13 protein-coding genes are annotated in these 17,144 nt (G+C 54.9%); 7 read left to right on the plus strand and 6 right to left on the minus strand.

The window, feature by feature from the left end; genetic code table 11:
- Nucleotides 1–15: 15 nt before the first annotated feature.
- On the plus strand, nucleotides 16–1,437 hold the full coding sequence (gene cls, locus NQF64_RS01900) for a cardiolipin synthase (protein WP_266106291.1): 1,422 nt from the start codon (nucleotides 16–18) through the stop codon (nucleotides 1,435–1,437).
- Here the strand turns inward: cls and NQF64_RS01905 are convergent.
- Complete coding sequence (locus NQF64_RS01905; RefSeq protein WP_155573506.1) at nucleotides 1,355–2,098, minus strand: endonuclease/exonuclease/phosphatase family protein; 744 nt, start codon at nucleotides 2,096–2,098, stop codon at nucleotides 1,355–1,357. The genes cls and NQF64_RS01905 overlap by 83 nt on opposite strands.
- A 149-nt stretch (nucleotides 2,099–2,247) precedes the next feature.
- On the opposite strand from NQF64_RS01905, the gene metC reads away from it, so the two are divergent.
- On the plus strand, nucleotides 2,248–3,477 hold the full coding sequence (gene metC / locus NQF64_RS01910; RefSeq protein ID WP_266106292.1) for a cystathionine beta-lyase: 1,230 nt from the start codon (nucleotides 2,248–2,250) through the stop codon (nucleotides 3,475–3,477).
- Between the two features lie 16 nt (nucleotides 3,478–3,493).
- Here metC and NQF64_RS01915 read toward each other — a convergent pair whose 3' ends face one another.
- The 3 genes from NQF64_RS01915 to NQF64_RS01925 all read right to left on the minus strand — a co-directional run bounded on the left by NQF64_RS01915 (nucleotide 3,494) and on the right by NQF64_RS01925 (nucleotide 7,228).
- Nucleotides 3,494–4,990, minus strand: a complete 1,497-nt coding sequence (locus NQF64_RS01915; protein ID WP_266106293.1) for a YifB family Mg chelatase-like AAA ATPase — start codon at nucleotides 4,988–4,990, stop codon at nucleotides 3,494–3,496.
- A 97-nt stretch (nucleotides 4,991–5,087) separates the two neighbouring features.
- Nucleotides 5,088–6,350, minus strand: a complete 1,263-nt coding sequence (gene serA / locus NQF64_RS01920; protein ID WP_155573507.1) for a phosphoglycerate dehydrogenase — start codon at nucleotides 6,348–6,350, stop codon at nucleotides 5,088–5,090.
- Between the two features lie 83 nt (nucleotides 6,351–6,433).
- Nucleotides 6,434–7,228, minus strand: coding sequence for an inositol monophosphatase family protein (locus tag NQF64_RS01925; RefSeq protein WP_099026010.1), 795 nt, complete (start codon nucleotides 7,226–7,228; stop codon nucleotides 6,434–6,436).
- A gap of 68 nt (nucleotides 7,229–7,296) precedes the next feature.
- Between NQF64_RS01925 and NQF64_RS01930 the strand changes: the two genes are divergently transcribed.
- The 4 genes from NQF64_RS01930 (at nucleotide 7,297) to smpB (ending at nucleotide 10,371) form a co-directional block, all read left to right on the plus strand.
- Entirely contained in the window at nucleotides 7,297–8,046 is a 750-nt protein-coding gene (locus NQF64_RS01930) for a 3-deoxy-manno-octulosonate cytidylyltransferase (RefSeq protein ID WP_266106294.1), read from the plus strand.
- Nucleotides 8,037–8,876: a prephenate dehydratase gene (locus tag NQF64_RS01935; RefSeq protein ID WP_266106295.1), complete on the plus strand. Its 840-nt coding sequence runs from the start codon at nucleotides 8,037–8,039 to the stop codon at nucleotides 8,874–8,876. The genes NQF64_RS01930 and NQF64_RS01935 overlap by 10 nt, the downstream gene beginning before the upstream one ends.
- Before the next feature lie 82 nt (nucleotides 8,877–8,958).
- A complete protein-coding gene (dapA, locus tag NQF64_RS01940) occupies nucleotides 8,959–9,858 on the plus strand; it encodes a 4-hydroxy-tetrahydrodipicolinate synthase (protein ID WP_099026007.1) in 900 nt (299 codons plus the stop codon).
- Nucleotides 9,859–9,867: 9 nt separating this feature from the next.
- Nucleotides 9,868–10,371 (plus strand): SsrA-binding protein SmpB, encoded by a 504-nt coding sequence (smpB, locus tag NQF64_RS01945; RefSeq protein WP_099026006.1) that lies wholly within the window; start codon nucleotides 9,868–9,870, stop codon nucleotides 10,369–10,371.
- An 85-nt stretch (nucleotides 10,372–10,456) separates the two neighbouring features.
- Here the strand turns inward: smpB and NQF64_RS08980 are convergent, their stop codons facing one another.
- Complete coding sequence (locus tag NQF64_RS08980) at nucleotides 10,457–11,155, minus strand: cold-shock protein (protein ID WP_323670696.1); 699 nt, start codon at nucleotides 11,153–11,155, stop codon at nucleotides 10,457–10,459.
- A gap of 281 nt (nucleotides 11,156–11,436) precedes the next feature.
- Entirely contained in the window at nucleotides 11,437–13,539 is a 2,103-nt protein-coding gene (recG, locus tag NQF64_RS01960) for an ATP-dependent DNA helicase RecG (RefSeq protein WP_266106296.1), read from the minus strand.
- Nucleotides 13,540–13,646: 107 nt separating this feature from the next.
- Here recG and mfd point away from each other — a divergent pair, with 107 nt between their 5' ends.
- Nucleotides 13,647–17,141, plus strand: coding sequence for a transcription-repair coupling factor (gene mfd, locus NQF64_RS01965; protein WP_266106580.1), 3,495 nt, complete (start codon nucleotides 13,647–13,649; stop codon nucleotides 17,139–17,141).
- Nucleotides 17,142–17,144 lie beyond the last annotated feature (3 nt).

Raw genomic sequence — 17,144 nt, forward strand, 5'->3', positions numbered from 1 at the left:
GGGGGGCGGCCCTATATGGCATCGTTCTTTTCAGTCTCTTTTTGGCTTGGTGCGCTGCATATTGCGTTCTCGCTCGGTATTACAGCGCATGTGTTGCTAACAAAACGGGACACGGCCGCTGCGACAGGGTGGATCGGCATTTGCTGGTTTATGCCCTATATGGGGCCTATCCTATATTTATGCCTCGGTATTAATCGGGTGCGGCGGCGCGCGCAAAAATTGCGGGAATATACTAGCCCGGAGGAAACCGCCTTCCTCGCTAAATGGACGCATGATGCTCAAGATAGTTTCATGAATCCGTTGATTAAGATGTTGGATGGCTTGACGGGCTTACCCTTATTGAAGGGGAATCAGGTTGAGTGTCTTCATAATGGTGACCAAGCCTACCCGCATATGTTGGAGAGTATTCATCAGGCGGAGCGGTCCATCCTCTTATGCTCTTACATTTTTCGGTATGATAAAATTGGTCGCCAATTTGTAGATGCCCTTGCCACAGCGCAGCAGCGCGGTGTTGAGGTGCGTGTGTTGGTGGATGGGATTGGCAGTGGCTATCTCTATAGCCCCATTATCAAGCAGTTGCGACAACGTCATATACGCTGTGCGCGTTTTATGCATTCGCTATGGCCGTGGCGGATGCCTTTTGTCAATTTGCGGGATCATCGTAAGATTTTGGTGGTGGATGGCCGTGTTGGCTATATGGGCGGGCTAAATATTGGGGATGAAAATTGCCTCAATAACGCTACCCACCGCCGTATGCCGGTGGCAGATACACATTTCCGCCTAGAAGGCCCCGTTGTACAGCAGTTATCAGAAGTCTTTATTAAAGATTGGGCGTTTACAACGCGGGAGGAGCTGGACGGCGAGCGTTACTTCCCAGACCCCGTTGCAGCAGGGGATATTCCTGCACGGGTTGTGACATCTGGGCCGGATATGGAGGTGGAGCTTATAGAATATACCATCCTCCAAGCCATTATTTTGGCACGGTATCATGTTTGTTTCATGACGCCTTATTTCATCCCCGATGATCGTTTTGCAACAGCGTTAGAATTAGCCGCACTGCGTGGTGTGGTGATTGATATTGTTGTGCCGCATAGAAGTAATCATCCTATCACCGATTATGCGCGTGATGCATGTTTGCGGCAGTTGGTACAGGCTGGTTGTCGTGTTTGGTTAGGTGCGCCGCCCTTTAATCATTCCAAATTAATGACAGTCGATACGATGTGGAGCTTTGTCGGTAGCGCGAATTTGGATAGGCGGTCATTGCGGCTCAATTTTGAGAGCAACATAACATTGCATGATGAGGCAACCGCCGCTCATTTGGAGGGCTTCATCCTAGCCCATTGTAACGACAGGCTTACCTTGTCGGATATTGAGGTATGGCCGTTGGTGACAAGGTTGCGTAATGGGGTATGTCGGCTCTTTCTCCCTTACCTTTAAGGGGGAGAAAGGTTTCCACTTCATCATGAGGGTAAAGGGTGACGGCAATAGGCCGGTGGTCCGAGCCAAAACGGGGATAAGCGCGATGGCTTAGGGCTGAGAAGCCACGTGTTAGGCAGCGATCCAGTCGGAGGGGGACTTTATCGAGCATCCGATGTGTTTGTTCACGCGGGCCGACATCTTTAAAGCCACGGAGCATAGCAGGCCCAACTTGGTTAAAATCCCCCATAATGATGGCGCGCTCTGAGAGTTCTTGCCGGATAAGGCGTAGCTGGCGGCGGTTGAGGATGGGGCCGTGGGAGAGATGCACATTGGCGATTGTAAAGGGGCCGAAGCCAATATCAAACTCCAATAATTGTGCCGAGCGATGAGCGACTAGCCCCGGTTGGAGCATGTGCAGCCGGGGCGGGGTTTGGAAGGGGAAGCGACTCCAACAAGCTGTCCCATGCACACGCCCCTCGGAAGCGAGGCGGCTATAATGACCACCAACGAGGTCTGGTAAGCGGTTTGTAAAAGGGCGACATTCTTGCATCAGTAAAATATCAGCCTTGGTTGTACGCAGTAGCAGGCGAATATCCTCTAGCGTGGCTCCATCTTCATGGAAGAGATTCCAACTAACGAGCCGAAGATAGGAGGTAGAGGGTATTGTCGAATCCTGCATGAACATGGCCTGAATCCTAGCAATGGGAACCACCATTCTATACTGATTTGGGGTGTAAAAGACAGTATGAAGCGCATTGGGTAGTTTAGATATAGGCGGCACGCTATAAGAGATGGCATGAATCCAGCAAGGGAGCTGTGCCGGTGGGTATGGAAAAGACACCATCATCTGAATCATCAGAGCGCATTATTGGGGCTGGTTGGCAGAAATTAGCGACCTTTTTAACCCATGCAGGGCGGCAAAAGCCGGGGCGCGATGGTAGTTTTGTGAATCCACCTATCGAGCGTGGCTCTACTGTAGTGTTCCCCACTGTGGCGGATATGGAGGCCCAAGGGGCACGGGCTTATGAGCATGAGCTTGTTTATGGGGCGATGGGTAACCCCGTTCAGCATGAGTTAGAGCGCGTTATTGCTGCGCTAGAGGGCGGGCAGCATACGCAGGTTGTTAATTCTGGCCTAGCTGCTTGCACAGTAGCCTTGCTCGCTTTTTTAAAGGGCGGGGATCATCTCTTATTACCCGATTCGGTTTATGGGCCGACACGGCGTTTTGCGGTTAATTTTTTGGCCCGCTTTGGGGTGGAAACCAGCTTTTATCCCCCGCGTGCGAACGAGGCTGAATTGCGGGCTTATATGAAGCCTCATACAGCGGTCATCTTTGCAGAAAGCCCCGGAAGCCATACATTTGAGGTCCAAGATATTCCCCTGTTAGCGCGGATGGCACATGGGGTGGGGGCACGCTTATTGCTGGATAATACATGGGGGATTGGGGCGTTTCAGCCTTTTACCCATGGGGTGGATGTGTCCATCCAAGCCTTGACGAAATACCCCGCAGGTCATGCCGATGTGATTTTGGGGGCGATTACGGTTCAAAAACCAGAGGATTGGCGGGCCTTGCGCCGTGCAGCGATTGAGCTTGGGGCCTGTGGCGCACCAGATGAGTGCTGGCTGACGTTACGCGGTTTAAAAACGATGGCCGTGCGTTTGGCACAACAAGCCCGCTCTGCCTACGCGTTAGCGCAATGGTTGGAGAGCCGGCCAGAGGTTGCTTGTGTGCGTCATCCTGCTCTGCCTTCTTGTCCTGGTCATGCGTTTTGGAAGAGGGATTTCCAAGATGCAAGTGGGCTATTTGGTGTGGAATTAGCAGCGGGCATCACGCAAGAGGCGATGATTGCCATGCTGGATGGGCTAAAATTGTTCAGCATTGGTGCTAGTTGGGGCGGGTATGAGAGCCTCGTTCTACCTACCTCAGGCGGTTTAACGCGCCATCATGAAGAGGGCTTCCCCAGCGGGGCGGCCTTTCGTATCCAGGTGGGGTTGGAGGCTGTGGAGGACCTTCAAGCCGACCTTGCTCGTGGCCTTGCAGGATTGGCGGTAAAATAGGCTTTTATGGCGGGTGTTAAAGCGCATTACGGTAAGAGAGAGCCTCGGCCACGTGCTGTTTTTGTACGGTGGTGGCTGCGTCTAAATCTGCAATGGTGCGGGCTACGCGGAACATGCGCGTAATACCACGATGAGAGAGTTTCATCCGTAGGGCGGCTTGCTCGGCAAGGGTACGGGCTTCGTCCTCAAAGGCGAAGCCTTCTGGTGGCATAGCAGCATTACACGCCCCTTGCCGGGCGATTTGGCGGTCATAAGCTTGTTGGACACGCGCGCGTACTTCTGCACTGCTCTCACCCGTAGGGGCGCGGCTGATCTCTAGTGGGGAGAGGGAGTGGATATGGACGCATAAATCCATGCGGTCCATCATCGGGCCGGAGATGCGGGCAGTGTATTCTTGCGCACAACGAGGGGCTTTTTTACAAGCGCGTTCGGCATCATGAACATAGCCGCACCGGCAGGGATTCATCGCCGCGATGAGTTGGAAACGCGCTGGATATTGCGTATGCCGTGCCGCGCGGGAGATGGTTACTTCCCCTGTTTCAACAGGTTGGCGCAAACCTTCCAGACAATTACGGGGGAACTCGGGGAGTTCATCAAGGAAAAGAACGCCATTGTGAGCGAGGCTAATATCGCCGGGCATAGCTTTAGGACCGCCGCCAACGAGGGCAGGGAGGGTCGTGTTATGATGCGGTGCGCGATAAGGCGGGCGGTTGATGAGCCTACCCGCCGGTAATAGCCCGCTAATGCTATGGATGCGGCTCGTCTCTAGCATTTCAGCAGGGGTAAGCTCAGGCAGGATGCTCGGTAGGCGGCTTGCTAGCATGGATTTGCCAGAGCCCGGCGGGCCAGACATCAGCAGGGAATGACGCCCCGCTGCGGCAATCTCCAACACACGGCGTGCTTGCATCATGCCCTTAACATCTTTGAGGTCCGGCCCGTAATCGGGAGGTTGTGGCGTGGGTGGAGGCTCTGGCGGGAGGGGTTGTTCTTTGCGAAGATGGCCAATGAGTGCCTTAAGGGTCGGGGCAGCAATAATGTTAAGCTCTGGATGGCCCCAACGGGCTTCTGCCCCTTGAGAGGCCGGGCAGATTAAGCCACGCTCCTGGCTGACAGCCGCTAATGCCGCACAAAGAACGCCCCTAACAGGGTTTATCGTGCCATCTAAGGCGACTTCCCCTAAGGCGGTGAGCGGGGCTGTGGCCTCTGGTGGGATGACGCCCATCGCGACAAGGACGCCTAGCGCAATAGGGAGGTCGAAATGCGCGCCCTCTTTGGGGAGGTCTGCTGGTGTGAGATTAACAAGGATGCGCTTAGGGGGGAGGGCAAGCCCCATAGCGGAGAGGGCAGCCCGTACACGCTCGCGTGATTCCGCAATAGCGCGGGCGGGCATACCAACGATGATGAAAGACGGTAACCCGCTGGAGATTTGCACCTCCACCATGACCGGCAAAGCATCAATCCCCATAAAAGTGAAGCTTTGGATGCGGGCAAGGGAAGGAGGCGTAACCGCCATAACGCTAGGATTCCGTCATATAGGGGCTTGTGGGACGATACCCCGCCATCATAGGCGTATTCATGATGGGCGGGGCTGATAGAGAGGCGAGGCCCCTTTACGCGCTCATGAGCGGGCGGATAGAGCGGGCCCGTAACGTCCCTTTCAAACCGCGAAGCTGCTCGAGCAGGGCTTTCTCCAATGTGGGGATGTCCTGCCCCGGCTGAGCCTCAGCCTCGGTGACGACATAGCCAAGCTCGCCATCTGTTTGGAGGAACTGCGCTGTGAGGTTGCAGGCCGACTTCGCAAAAATATCGTTGATTTGCCCTAAAATACCCGGCTGATTGGCATGGACGTGCATAAAGCGCATCCCACCGGGGCGTTCGCCAAGCTGTACTTGCGGGAAATTGACCGCCCCGATGGTTGAGCCAACATCGGAATATTCCACCAGCTTTTGGGCGACTTCCACACCGATGCGCTCTTGTGCTTCCATCGTGGAGCCACCAATATGAGGGGTGAGCAACACATTCTCTAGCCCTTGCAGCGGAGTGGTAAAACGCTCTTGGCTGCTTTTTGGCTCGACAGGGAAAACATCAATCGCAGCCCCCATCAAATGCTTATCTTTGAGCGCGCGGGCGAGGGCCTCAAGGTCCACAACCGTACCACGGGCATTATTGAGGAGGATGGAGTTAGGCTTCATCGCACGGATTTCTGCCTCGCCAATCATGTCCTTTGTCTCCGGTGTTTCAGGAACATGCAGGGTGACAATATCGGACTGGCTTAGCAATTCCTCCAATGAGGCAACGGCGATGGCGTTCCCATGGGGCAAGCGCGGGGCAATATCGTAATAAAGTACGCGCAGGCCGAAGGATTCCGCTAAAACAGAAAGCTGAGAGCCGATGGAGCCATAGCCAACAATGCCGACTGTCTTGCCGCGTACTTCCCATGCATTGGCGGCGGATTTCTCCCATCCACCTTGATGGCAGGCTTCCGAGCGGGAGGGGATGCGGCGGAGGAGCATCACAATCTCGCCCATGACCAGCTCCGCAACGGAGCGCGTATTGCTAAAAGGTGCGTTAAAGACAGGAATACCGGCCATGCGCGCGGCATTAAGGTCCACCTGATTGGTCCCAATGCAGAAGCAGCCAATCGCCATCAGGCGGTTAGCAGAATGGATAATCTCGGCTGTAAGGCGTGTACGACTGCGGATGCCGACCATATGGACGCCATCAAGAGCCTCTTTAAGGGCATCACCCTCCAAAGCCCCTTTTAAGCGGGTAACAGAGGCATAGCCTTGTTGCTCTAGGTAATTAACCGCACTGTCATGAATCCCTTCCAACAGAAGGATTTTAATACGGTCTTTAGCGAGGGAGAGGGTCATAGCGGGTAACCTCATCATAAAGGCGGGTGCCAACATGAGCGCGGCACGAAAGGAATCGTTCTTTATCTGTAACGGACAGCGCGTTAAGAGGAAAGGGCTTCTATCGCCTCCTGATGGAGGGTTGGGTTGGCACAAGCGAGGATAGTGCCATCACTTTCTAGTGTTAAAGCATTGCCTGCCCAATCTGTTACGCAGCCACCGGCCCCCGTGATGATGGGCAAAAGAGGCCCCCAATCCCACGGTTTGAGTGTATCTTCTGCGATGATGTCGATATGACCTAAACAGAGCAGCCCGTAAGCGTAAGCATCACCACCCCATGAGGTCCGGCGCGTTTGTTTTTGGAGTTTTTGGAAGCATTGATATTGCGCAGGGCGGAAGATTTCTGGTGCGGTGCAGGAGAGTTCAGCCTCATGGAGGGGGACGTGCTGACATGTGCCGATATGGCCGGGCATGTGAGGGGCGTCATAACGGCTGGGTGCGCCTTCAACCCCTATCCAGCGTTCATTGGTTATTGGTTGGTCGATGAGCCCTAAAACAGGGCGGCCTTTGTAAAAGAGGGAGATTAAACTCGTAAAGCTGGGGCGGCCTGTCACAAAGGCGCGTGTGCCGTCTATAGGGTCTAAGACCCAGAGCCATTCATTATCTATCTGGCCAGAGTGTCCCGCTTCCTCTCCTAAGATGGCATGATGGGGCACATGCTGGGTGAGGAGGGCCCGCATAGCAGCCTCAGCCTCTTGGTCAGCTTTGGTAACGGGACTGTCATCCTCTTTGGCATGAATAGCGAGTGACTGCCGAAAATAGGGAAGAATGACCCGCCGCGCGGCCTCGGCGCATTGTTGGGCGAGGGGAAGATAGTCAGAAAAAGCGGGGTGGGACATAGGGCGGATATGCCTTTATTCTTACGGAGTAATTGACGAGACGCAGGGAGCGCGGCAATCAAGGACTCATGCGAGCGATTATTGTCATCCCCTCCAGAATTGCCTCTACGCGGCTTCCACGCAAGGCTTTGGCTTTAATTGATGGCGAGGTGATGATTGTTCATGTCGCCCGGCGTGCTGTGGCGGCTGGGTTGGGGCCGGTTTTAGTCGCTGCGGGCGATGATGAGATTAGCGCGGCTGTCTCCCATCTTCCCGGTGTGGAGGTGGTTTTAACAGATCCCGCTTTACCCAGTGGCTCGGACCGTGTGCAAGCGGCGTTGGCTGTTTATGACCCTCACGAACATTACGATTCTGTCGTTAATCTCCAAGGGGACCTCCCTTTGATAGACCCCCAGATGATTGCAAAATCATTGCGCCCTTTAGAGGATGAGCAGTTTGCAATTGGCACCTTAGTGGCCCCTGTGCAGAGCGAGGCTGAAGCTAAAGCCGAGTCGGTTGTGAAGGTAGCCTGTGCGTTTCAGCATGATGATGCTGTAGCGCGGGCCTTATATTTTTCGCGCTCTGTGATTCCGTGGGGGGGTGGGCCTTTATGGCATCATGTAGGGGTGTATGCATGGCGGCGTAAGGCTTTAGCGCAATTTGTGAGATTGTCGCCTTCCTTGTTAGAAAAACGCGAACGTTTGGAGCAATTACGCGCTTTAGAGGCTGGCATGGCGGTCGGCTGTGTGCAGGTGGCTCATGCTCCGTTAGGTGTGGATACAGCCGAGGATTTAGCGCGGGTCAGGGCGCATCTGGGGGAGAGAGCATCATGCCGGTAATTGCATTTCAGGGCCGACCGGGTGCGTATTCCGACCTTGCATGCCGTGCAACCCGGCCGGGCTGGGTTACCCTACCATGCCGCAGCTTTGCCGAGACGATTGAGGCCGTGCGGGATGGGCAAGCAGATGAGGGGCTTTTACCATGTGAGAACTCTCTTGCTGGGCGTGTGGCGGAGATTCATGCGCTCTTGCCAGAGGCGGGGTTAAAAATTGTTGGGGAACATTTTCAGCGCGTGGAGCATTGCCTATTAGCCGTACCGGGGGCACGGCTTGAGGATATAAAGCGTGTTCATACCCACCCTGTAGCGATGGCACAGGTACGCGGCTTGCTTGCTTATTATGCGTTGGAGCCTGTGACGGAGTTTGATACAGCAGGCGCGGCGGAGCTTGTAGCTGGCTGGGGGCGGAAGGAAGATGCAGCCATTGCGTCCTCCCTAGCGGGGGAGCTGAATGGGTTGAATATTCTGCAACGCAATGTTGAGGATGCTGCCCATAATACAACGCGCTTTTACCGTGTTGCCCTGCCAGATTCTGTTACAGATGCTATGGCTGGGCAACCGATGATGACGACATTGCTTGTCCATATTCGGCATGTGCCGGGGGCTTTATGTGATGTCTTAGCGTGTTTTGCACGTTATGGAGTCAACATGACGCGGATTGAGAGCTATATGCTGGGGGGCTCTTTTGAGGCGTCTCGTTTTTTGATGGATATAGAAGGTGCGGTGGAGGAGCCAAAGGTGCACCATGCCCTCACCGCGTTGGCAAAGGTAAGCGAGGGCCATCATATTTTGGGGAGTTACCCACGGAGTCCCTTCCGTGATGAGATGTGACCTTCCTCCCAGAGGGGAGGATGCTTATAATGGCGGCATTATTTGTTGTGATGATTGAGAGATGAGGGCGGAGAGTATCATTATGGCGCAGACGATTAATCAGCACTATCGCGGTTCTTTGACCGCCCTTATCACCCCGATGAAGGCGGATGGCACGCTTGATGAGCAAACGGCTGCTCGTTTGATTGAGCGGCAGATTGAGGGGGGGACCACGGGGCTGATCCCATCAGGCACAACGGGGGAGAGCCCCACATTATCCCACGCTGAACATGGCCGGGTTATCGAACATTGTGTCGAGGTGACTAATGGGCGCGCCTTGGTGATGGCTGGTGCAGGCTCCAACAGTACGCATGAGGCTGTGGGGATGGCCCGTCATGCCCATAAAGTAGGGGCAGATGCGTTGTTGGTTGTCGTGCCTTATTACAATAAACCAACGCAAGAAGGGCTTTATCGGCATTTTATGACGGTGGCAGATGCGACTCCCTTGCCGCTTTGGCTTTATTGCATCCCCGGTCGTTCGGTTGTGGATTTAACGCCAGAGACTGTAGGTCGCCTTGCTCAGCATCCTAATATTGTGGGGACGAAGGATGCCACGGCGAATCTCACACGCCCGATTGCGGTGCGGCGTGTTGCAGGGGCAGCGTTTAATCAGCTTTCTGGTGAGGATGGGACGATTTTATCCTTCCTTGCGGCAGGTGGGCATGGCTGCATTAGTGTGACCTCTAACGTAGTGCCGGAGCTTTGTGCGCAGCTTCATCGGCTTTGGCAGGAAGGGAAGGTGCAAGAGGCGATTGCGCTGCAAGATAAGCTTATGCCGTTGCATGATGCTCTTTTTGCTGAGACAAGCCCTGCCCCGGCAAAATACGCGCTGTCTCGTTTAGGCCTTTGCACTCCGACTTTGCGTTTGCCGATGGTTGAGCCGCGTGATGAGACGAAGAAGCGGGTTGATGACGCTTTACGTTCGCTTGGGTTGTTGGGTTAAGACGCGGATATGGCAGCGAGTAAGAAAAAGACAAAAGGCGGGCTGATTTCGCACGGTATTGCCGCGCAGAATCGTAAAGCCCGTTTTAATTACTCCATCATAGAGACTGTGGAAGCCGGACTGGTGCTAAAAGGGCCAGAGGTAAAAAGCTTGCGGATGGGGCGGGCTACATTGTCCGAATCTTATGCGGTTGAGCGCGAGGGCGAGCTTTGGCTTATTAACTCCTATATTCCAGAATATCAGGGCGGAGTGTTGTCCCGCTTTGATACACGGGCACCACGGAAGCTTCTGCTGCACCGTAAGCAATTAGCCAAATATATTGGGGAGGTCACAAAGGCTGGGGCGTCTCTTGTGCCGTTAGATATTCATTTTAACGCGCGCGGTGTGGCTAAAGTAACGCTTGGCCTTGGGAAAGGGCGGAAGAAAGAAGATAAACGCCACGCGATTGCTGATAGAGACTGGCAGCGCGATAAAGCGCGCCTGCTGCGTAATAAAGGACGTGGTGAATATTGATATAAAAAACCCCACAGCATGCAGGCCGTGGGGTTTTTTATAAGGTGGGAGAGGTTGTAAAGGCACAACCTCCCTTTTCCTTTGCTTATTCAGCGGAGAGCTGTACAGCCTCAGGGCCTTTATGGCCTTGGACAACATGCATCCCAACAGCTTGACCATCAGCTAAGCTACGCAGGCCGGACCGCTCCAAAGCAGAAGCGTGGACAAATACATCCTTACCCCCAGCTTCTGGTGTGATGAAGCCAAAGCCCTTGGTGGTGTTGTACCATTTTACAATCCCACGCATTTCTTCAGCTTGGGAGAGATCTGGTGCAGGGTGGAAACGCTCGCGCTCTTGCCGCATAGGCGGTGCGGAGTGGCGGGGGGCTTCCTCTGTTGCAGTGCTGGCATCAACAGAGAGAACCTCGGCGACTTGGCGGCCTTTAGGGCCTTGGCCAACGCGTACAACAACAGTTGTGCCCGGTGCAGGCTCGCCATGGCCAACAGTATTTAGCGTATTCGCGTGGAGGAAAACATCCCCGCTACCATCGCTTAGCCCAACAAAACCGAAGCCACGCTCGGAGTTGAACCATTTAACTGTCCCGGTGATTTCGGGGCCTGTGGGGGTGATTTGCGGGCCACCACGGCCGCCACCGCCACTACGGCGGGGGCCACCACCAAAGCCACCACGCGGCGCATCGTAACTGCCACGATCGTCAAAATAAGAGGGCTGGGTCATAAAATCGCGGTCAAAGCCGCCGCGGCGAGAGGAAAAGGAGCTGCGGTCGGATCTATTATTTCTCAAGGGTCTCGTCCCGTACTGGGGGGTCATCAGGGAGGGAGCAGTGTTCTGCTGCCCTCAGGGGTCTTAAAATGGAGCCGCTTTTGTGCGTTCCATATGTGACGGTAGCATGTTTTTTCACTTACGCCATACGAAAAAGAAAAAACCGTGAAGATTTTTCAATTTCTTTATTTTGTGTGTTTTGATGAACGCGCTTGTTTAAAAGGAAGATAAGGCAGATTTTATAATGAAGCATGGTTATCATTCAGTATTCTATAAATAAAACTGATTTATCGTAATGTGCGTTAACCAGCTGCCAATAAACGTCCGGGAGTTGCGCGGTCAAACAGGTGGAGGAGGTCTTGCAAAGCGGCTCCGCGTGGGCCTTGTAAGGTGGGGTTACGCGTTAGCTCACGCTGGCTATCATGGCGCATAGCGGTGAGGAGCAAAGCAAGGCGTGTGGGGTCGGCAAGGCGAAAGCCCGGTAAGCCAGATTGGCGGCTGCCTGCAAGGTCGCCCCCACCACGGATGCGGAAATCCTCATCAGCGATGAGGAAGCCATCCTCAGTATCGCGTAAGAGGGAGAGGCGTTTTTTCGCGGTGAAGCTGCTCTCCTCACTATGGAGGAGGAGGCAGTAAGATTGTTGTGCCCCACGCCCCACCCGGCCACGGAGTTGATGAAGCTGGGCAAGGCCGAAACGCTCAGCTTGCTCGATGACCATAATCGTTGCATTGGGGATATCAACGCCGACTTCAATCACCGTTGTGGCAACAAGGAGGCGTGTTTTGCCTTGCTCAAAGGCGGTGAGGGCCTTTTGGCGTGTCTCAATATCCTGTTTGCCGTGGGCAAGGCCGATGATGGGGCCGAATCGTTTGGTGAGTGAGGCCCAGCGTTCCTCCGCTGCGGCGGCACTTTGGCTTTCACTCTCCTCAATAAGAGGGCAGACCCAAAAGATTTGTTTTCCTTGCTCTAAGGCGCGCTTTATCCCTGCGAGAATATTATCCAATAAGCCCATATTATGAACAGTCGTATGGATGGGTTGGCGTCCGGCGGGTTTGCTATCCAGCCGGCTAACGCCCATCTCGCCCCATTCTGTGAGTTGAAGTGTACGGGGGATGGGGGTGGCTGTCATGACCAGCACATCAGTTGCAGGGCCTTTTGTGGCGAGCTTCATACGCTGCTCCACCCCAAAACGATGCTGTTCATCAATGACAGCAAGCCCGAGGTCAGCAAAGATGACACCATCTTGAAAGAGTGCATGCGTGCCGATGGCGATTTTAGCATGACCATCGGCTAGTTTGGCTAGGGCAATCCGCCGGGCACGCCCTTTGATGGAGCCACTTAAAAAGACAAAGGGCACAGGGCAGAGGGCTTCAAAAGTGCTGGCATGTTGCTGAGCGAGGATTTCGGTCGGGGCCATGAAGGCCGCTTGCGTGCCGGCCTCTACAGCATGGAGCATGGCCATCATCGCGACAAGGGTTTTCCCTGCCCCTACATCACCTTGTAAAAGGCGCATCATCAGGGTGGGTTGGCTCATATCAGCGGCAATTTCATCCATGACACGGCTTTGGGCTGCGGTGGGGCGATGGCCAAAACGTTCCAAAAGCTGTTGGCGGAGTGTGCCATCTCCAATAAGGGCACGCCCCTCGCGCGCCTGCGCTTGTTGGCGGGCCATCCCTAAGCAAAGCTGGTCAGCGAGGACTTCATCAGCGGCAAGGCGTGCGCGTGCGCGCTCTAAAAGGGGGGTGGGGTCCCCTTGTTGGGAGAGGCTTTCGGGCAGATGTAAAGTTTCTAATGCTGTTTTGAAGGACGGCCAGCGATGTTTTGGCAGGAGGGGGGCATCTAACCATTCGGGGAGGTCATCGGGGATGAGGGCCAAAGCGGCCTTCATGGCACGGCGCACGGTGGAGGGGAATAATCCAGCCGTTAAGGGCCAGACAGGCTCTAACCACGGGAAGTTATCTCTCTTCTCCCACGCGATGATATGGTCTGGCCGGGAGAGTGTGAGGCGGTCATGATAATGTCCTACTTTACCAGAGACGAGAATCTCCGTGCCTTCAGGGGGGAGGAATAGTCGTCCTTTTTGGAAGAAGGTAATCTCCAACATGCCCGTTTCATCATGGGCGGTGAGGATAGTTGGTTGAGAAGGCCGTGCAGGACGGCGAATGTCTAAGACGCGGACATGGCTTGTGAGTACGTCTCCCGTTGGGAGGGCGCGTCCTTCGGCAAGGGTCATTATTTTTCGGCGGTCAATGAGCTTTTCTGGCAGGGTAAAGAGCAGGTCAATCACCCGTTTGCCGCCGCTAATTTTGCTTAATAATGTGGCATGGCGTGCTGTGAGTCCCGGCAAGCTCGTCAGCGGGGCCAAAAGCGGGGTAATCCGCAAAGAGGGAGGGGCAAGGGGCATAGCGTGTAAACGGCTTTTGTGCTGACAGAGGGCCGAGGGAGCGTTATAGGGTAGCAAAACCATCAGATAATAAAAATACTCTTATCTCATGAGGGGAGCCTGCTTTGATGCACGCTGAAGATTCTGCCATGGCGTCTTTTGGTCCGACTATCTGGGGTGTGCCAGATGGCGCGGTGGCGTTTTTGCTGCGTCAGCGTTTGTCAGAGCATCAAGGGACGATTGTGCATGTCGCTCATGATGATGCCGCTTTAGCGTCCCTGGCTGATATGCTGAGTTGGCTTGTGCCAGAGGTAATGGTGCTGCGCTTTCCTGCGTGGGATTGCCTACCTTATGATCGTATCTCGCCTAATCCGTCCATCGTTGCAGAGCGTACAGCAACCTTAAGCCATTTATTGGAGCCCGCACCGCCCACAGGCCGGATTGTGCTGACGACAATCCATGCGATGATTCAACGTGTACCGCCGCGTGCCGCTTTTGCGGGCCAGACACTCCACATCAAACGTGGTGATATGGTGGAGGCTAATCACCTTGCTGAGCAGCTGGTGGGGAATGGCTATAGCCGTGTTGATACCGTGATGGAGCGCGGCGAATTTGCTATGCGCGGGAGCATCTTCGACCTCTATCCCGCTGATGCGGGGGAGCCTGTGCGGCTCGATTTCTTCGGAGATGAGGTTGATAATATCCGTAATTTTGATGCTGCAACCCAGCGTTCGACAGAGGCGCGGGAGGGGTTCAGCCTTACGCCCGTGTCGGAATATGCATTGGATAAAGCCAGCCTAAGCCGTTTTCAGACAGGATGGCGGGATGTGTTTGGCAGCGGTGCGATGGAGGATGTGCTGTACCGGCAATTATTGGAGGGACGCCGGGCCAGCGGGGCAGAGCATTATCTACCGCTTTTTCATGATGGTGATGGCCATCATATGGAAACTTTGTTGGATTATCTGCCAGATGCCGCGGTGAGTTTTGAGCGTGAGACGCCAGAGATTCTTATCGCCCGGTTGGAGATGATTGCCGACCATTACCAAGCGCGTTGCGCGGCGGGGCATGAGGGGGAGCTGCCTTACCGGCCCCTACCGCCGCATCGTTTATATCTCAATCGCCATGGGTGGGAAGGGATGTTGAAGGGCCATCCCGCCGTCCTATTATCACCCTTTGCGCGCCCTGATGGAGCTGAGGGGATAGAGGCGGGCTATAAGCCGGGGCCTGTTTTTGCCAGCATGGGCGGCGCGGGGCGAGAAGGGATTTTTCAGCAATTTGCAACCCATGTGCAAGCATGGGCGAAAGAGGGGCGGCGCACTTACCTAACGGCATGGAGCAATGGCTCGCGGGAGCGGATTGCGACCCTCTTACGCGATCATGATATTGCGTGTGAGAGCTTTGAAGGCTGGCCCGAGGCCGCAGCTATGGCGCGTGGGGCGGTTGGGCTGGTTGTTCTGGGGCTAGAGCGTGGCTTTACGGGGGGAAGGGTCGCCTTTGTCTCCGAGCAAGATTTATTAGGAGAGAGGTTAGCCCGCCCACCAAGGCGGCGGCGAAAGGGTCAAGATTTTATCACCCAAATTGGCGAAATTGCCGAGGGTGACCTTGTCGTCCATGAGGAATACGGCATTGGGCGTTATGTTGGGCTAGAGACCGTGCGCGAAGGGCGTGTAGCGCATGATTATCTCTCCATCCTTTATGATGGGGAGCAACGCTTGCTTCTGCCTGTGGAGAATATCGACTTGCTTAGCCGGTTTGGCTCCGAGCAAGGGACGGTGCAGCTTGATAGGCTAGGTGGGACATCATGGCAGGCGCGTAAGGCGAAGATGAAGACACGCCTGCGCGAAATGGCCGGGGAGCTGATTCGCACCGCAGCGGCACGGGCGATGAAGGAGGCCCCCATCATGGCTCCCGCAGAGGGGTTGTGGGATGAGTTCTGCGCGCGCTTTCCTTTTATGGAGACGGAGGACCAATCGCGCGCGATTGCCGATGTGTTGGAGGATTTAAGTAGCGGCAAGCCGATGGACCGCCTCGTTTGTGGGGATGTCGGCTTTGGTAAGACAGAAGTCGCCTTACGCGCGGCGTTTGTCGCAGCTCTTTCTGGTATGCAAGTGGCTGTCGTGGTGCCCACAACCTTGCTCGCACGGCAGCATTATCTTGGCTTTAAACAGCGTTTTGAAGGGCTACCTGTGCGGGTAGAGCAGCTCTCACGCATGGTGAGCGCAAAAGAAGCCACAAAAGTGCGCGATGGGTTGGCTGATGGCACGGTGGATATTGTCATCGGGACTCATGCGCTCCTCTCCAAAGCAGTGTCTTTTGAGCGGCTAGGGATGCTGATTATTGATGAGGAACAGCATTTCGGCGTGGCGCATAAAGAGAAGTTGAAAGCCATGCGCGAGGATGTCCATGTGCTGACCCTCTCCGCAACCCCGCTTCCCCGCACGCTTCAGCTATCGCTCTCTGGTGTGCGGGAGATGAGCCTGATTGCCACCCCGCCGACAGACCGGCTCTCGGTCCGTACCTTCATCACGCCTTTTGATAAAGTGATGATTCATGAAGCCATTCAGCGAGAACGCTTCCGCGGGGGGCAGATTTTCTGCGTTGTGCCGCGTTTATCGGATATGCGGCATATGGCAGAGCGGCTTAAAGAGATTGTGCCAGATGCCCGCATTACCGAGGCGCATGGCCGCCTCACCCCCACCGAGCTAGAAACGGTGATGACGGAGTTTTCGGAGGGGAAGTACGATATTCTGCTCTCCACCAATATTGTGGAAAGCGGCTTGGATATGCCGCGTGTTAATACGATTATCATTCACCGGGCGGATATGTTTGGCCTTGGCCAGCTTTATCAGCTTCGTGGTCGTGTAGGGCGGGCCAAACAGCGTGGTTATGCCTATCTGACATGGCCACAAACGCATGTATTATCCTCCTCTTCCATCAAACGCTTAGAGATTATGCAGACGTTGGATTCCTTGGGGGCAGGCTTTACGCTCGCCTCGCATGACCTCGATTTACGCGGGGCGGGGAACCTCTTAGGCGATGAGCAATCAGGCCATATTCGGGAGGTGGGGATCGAGCTGTATCAACAGATGCTGCAAGATGCGGTGACGGATTTGCGGCGGATGCGTGATGAGAGCGATGAGGAGGATATAGGCTGGACACCGAACATCATTCTCGGTTTGGCTGTCCTCTTGCCGGAGGATTATGTAAAAGACCTGCCTGTTCGGCTTGGTCTATATCGCCGCATCGCCGCTTTGAAGGACGAAGCTGATGTGGATGCGATGCGGGTAGAGCTGGTGGATCGCTTCGGCCCGCTGCCCCAAGAGGTAGAAAATCTGCTTGATGTTGTGATGATTAAAAAACTCTGCCGCGATACCGGGGTGGAGCGGCTGGAGGCTGGCCCTAAAGGCATGGTGCTTCAGTTCCGCAAGAATAAGTTTGCTAATCCAGATGGGTTAATCCGCTGGGCTGCGCGGAATGAGAAAGCCGGGGTGAAGATACGCCCGGACCATAAGCTTGCGATGGTGCGGGAGATGACAAACGCCGTACGCATTAACATGGCGCGGAAAATCCTCGCTTCTCTGGGTAAATTGCTGGAGAAAGCGCACCAGAGTGATGCGGCTTGAAAC

This window comes from Bombella saccharophila (genome assembly GCF_026385475.1).
In the GTDB taxonomy this organism is placed as follows: Bacteria; Pseudomonadota; Alphaproteobacteria; order Acetobacterales; family Acetobacteraceae; genus Bombella; species Bombella saccharophila.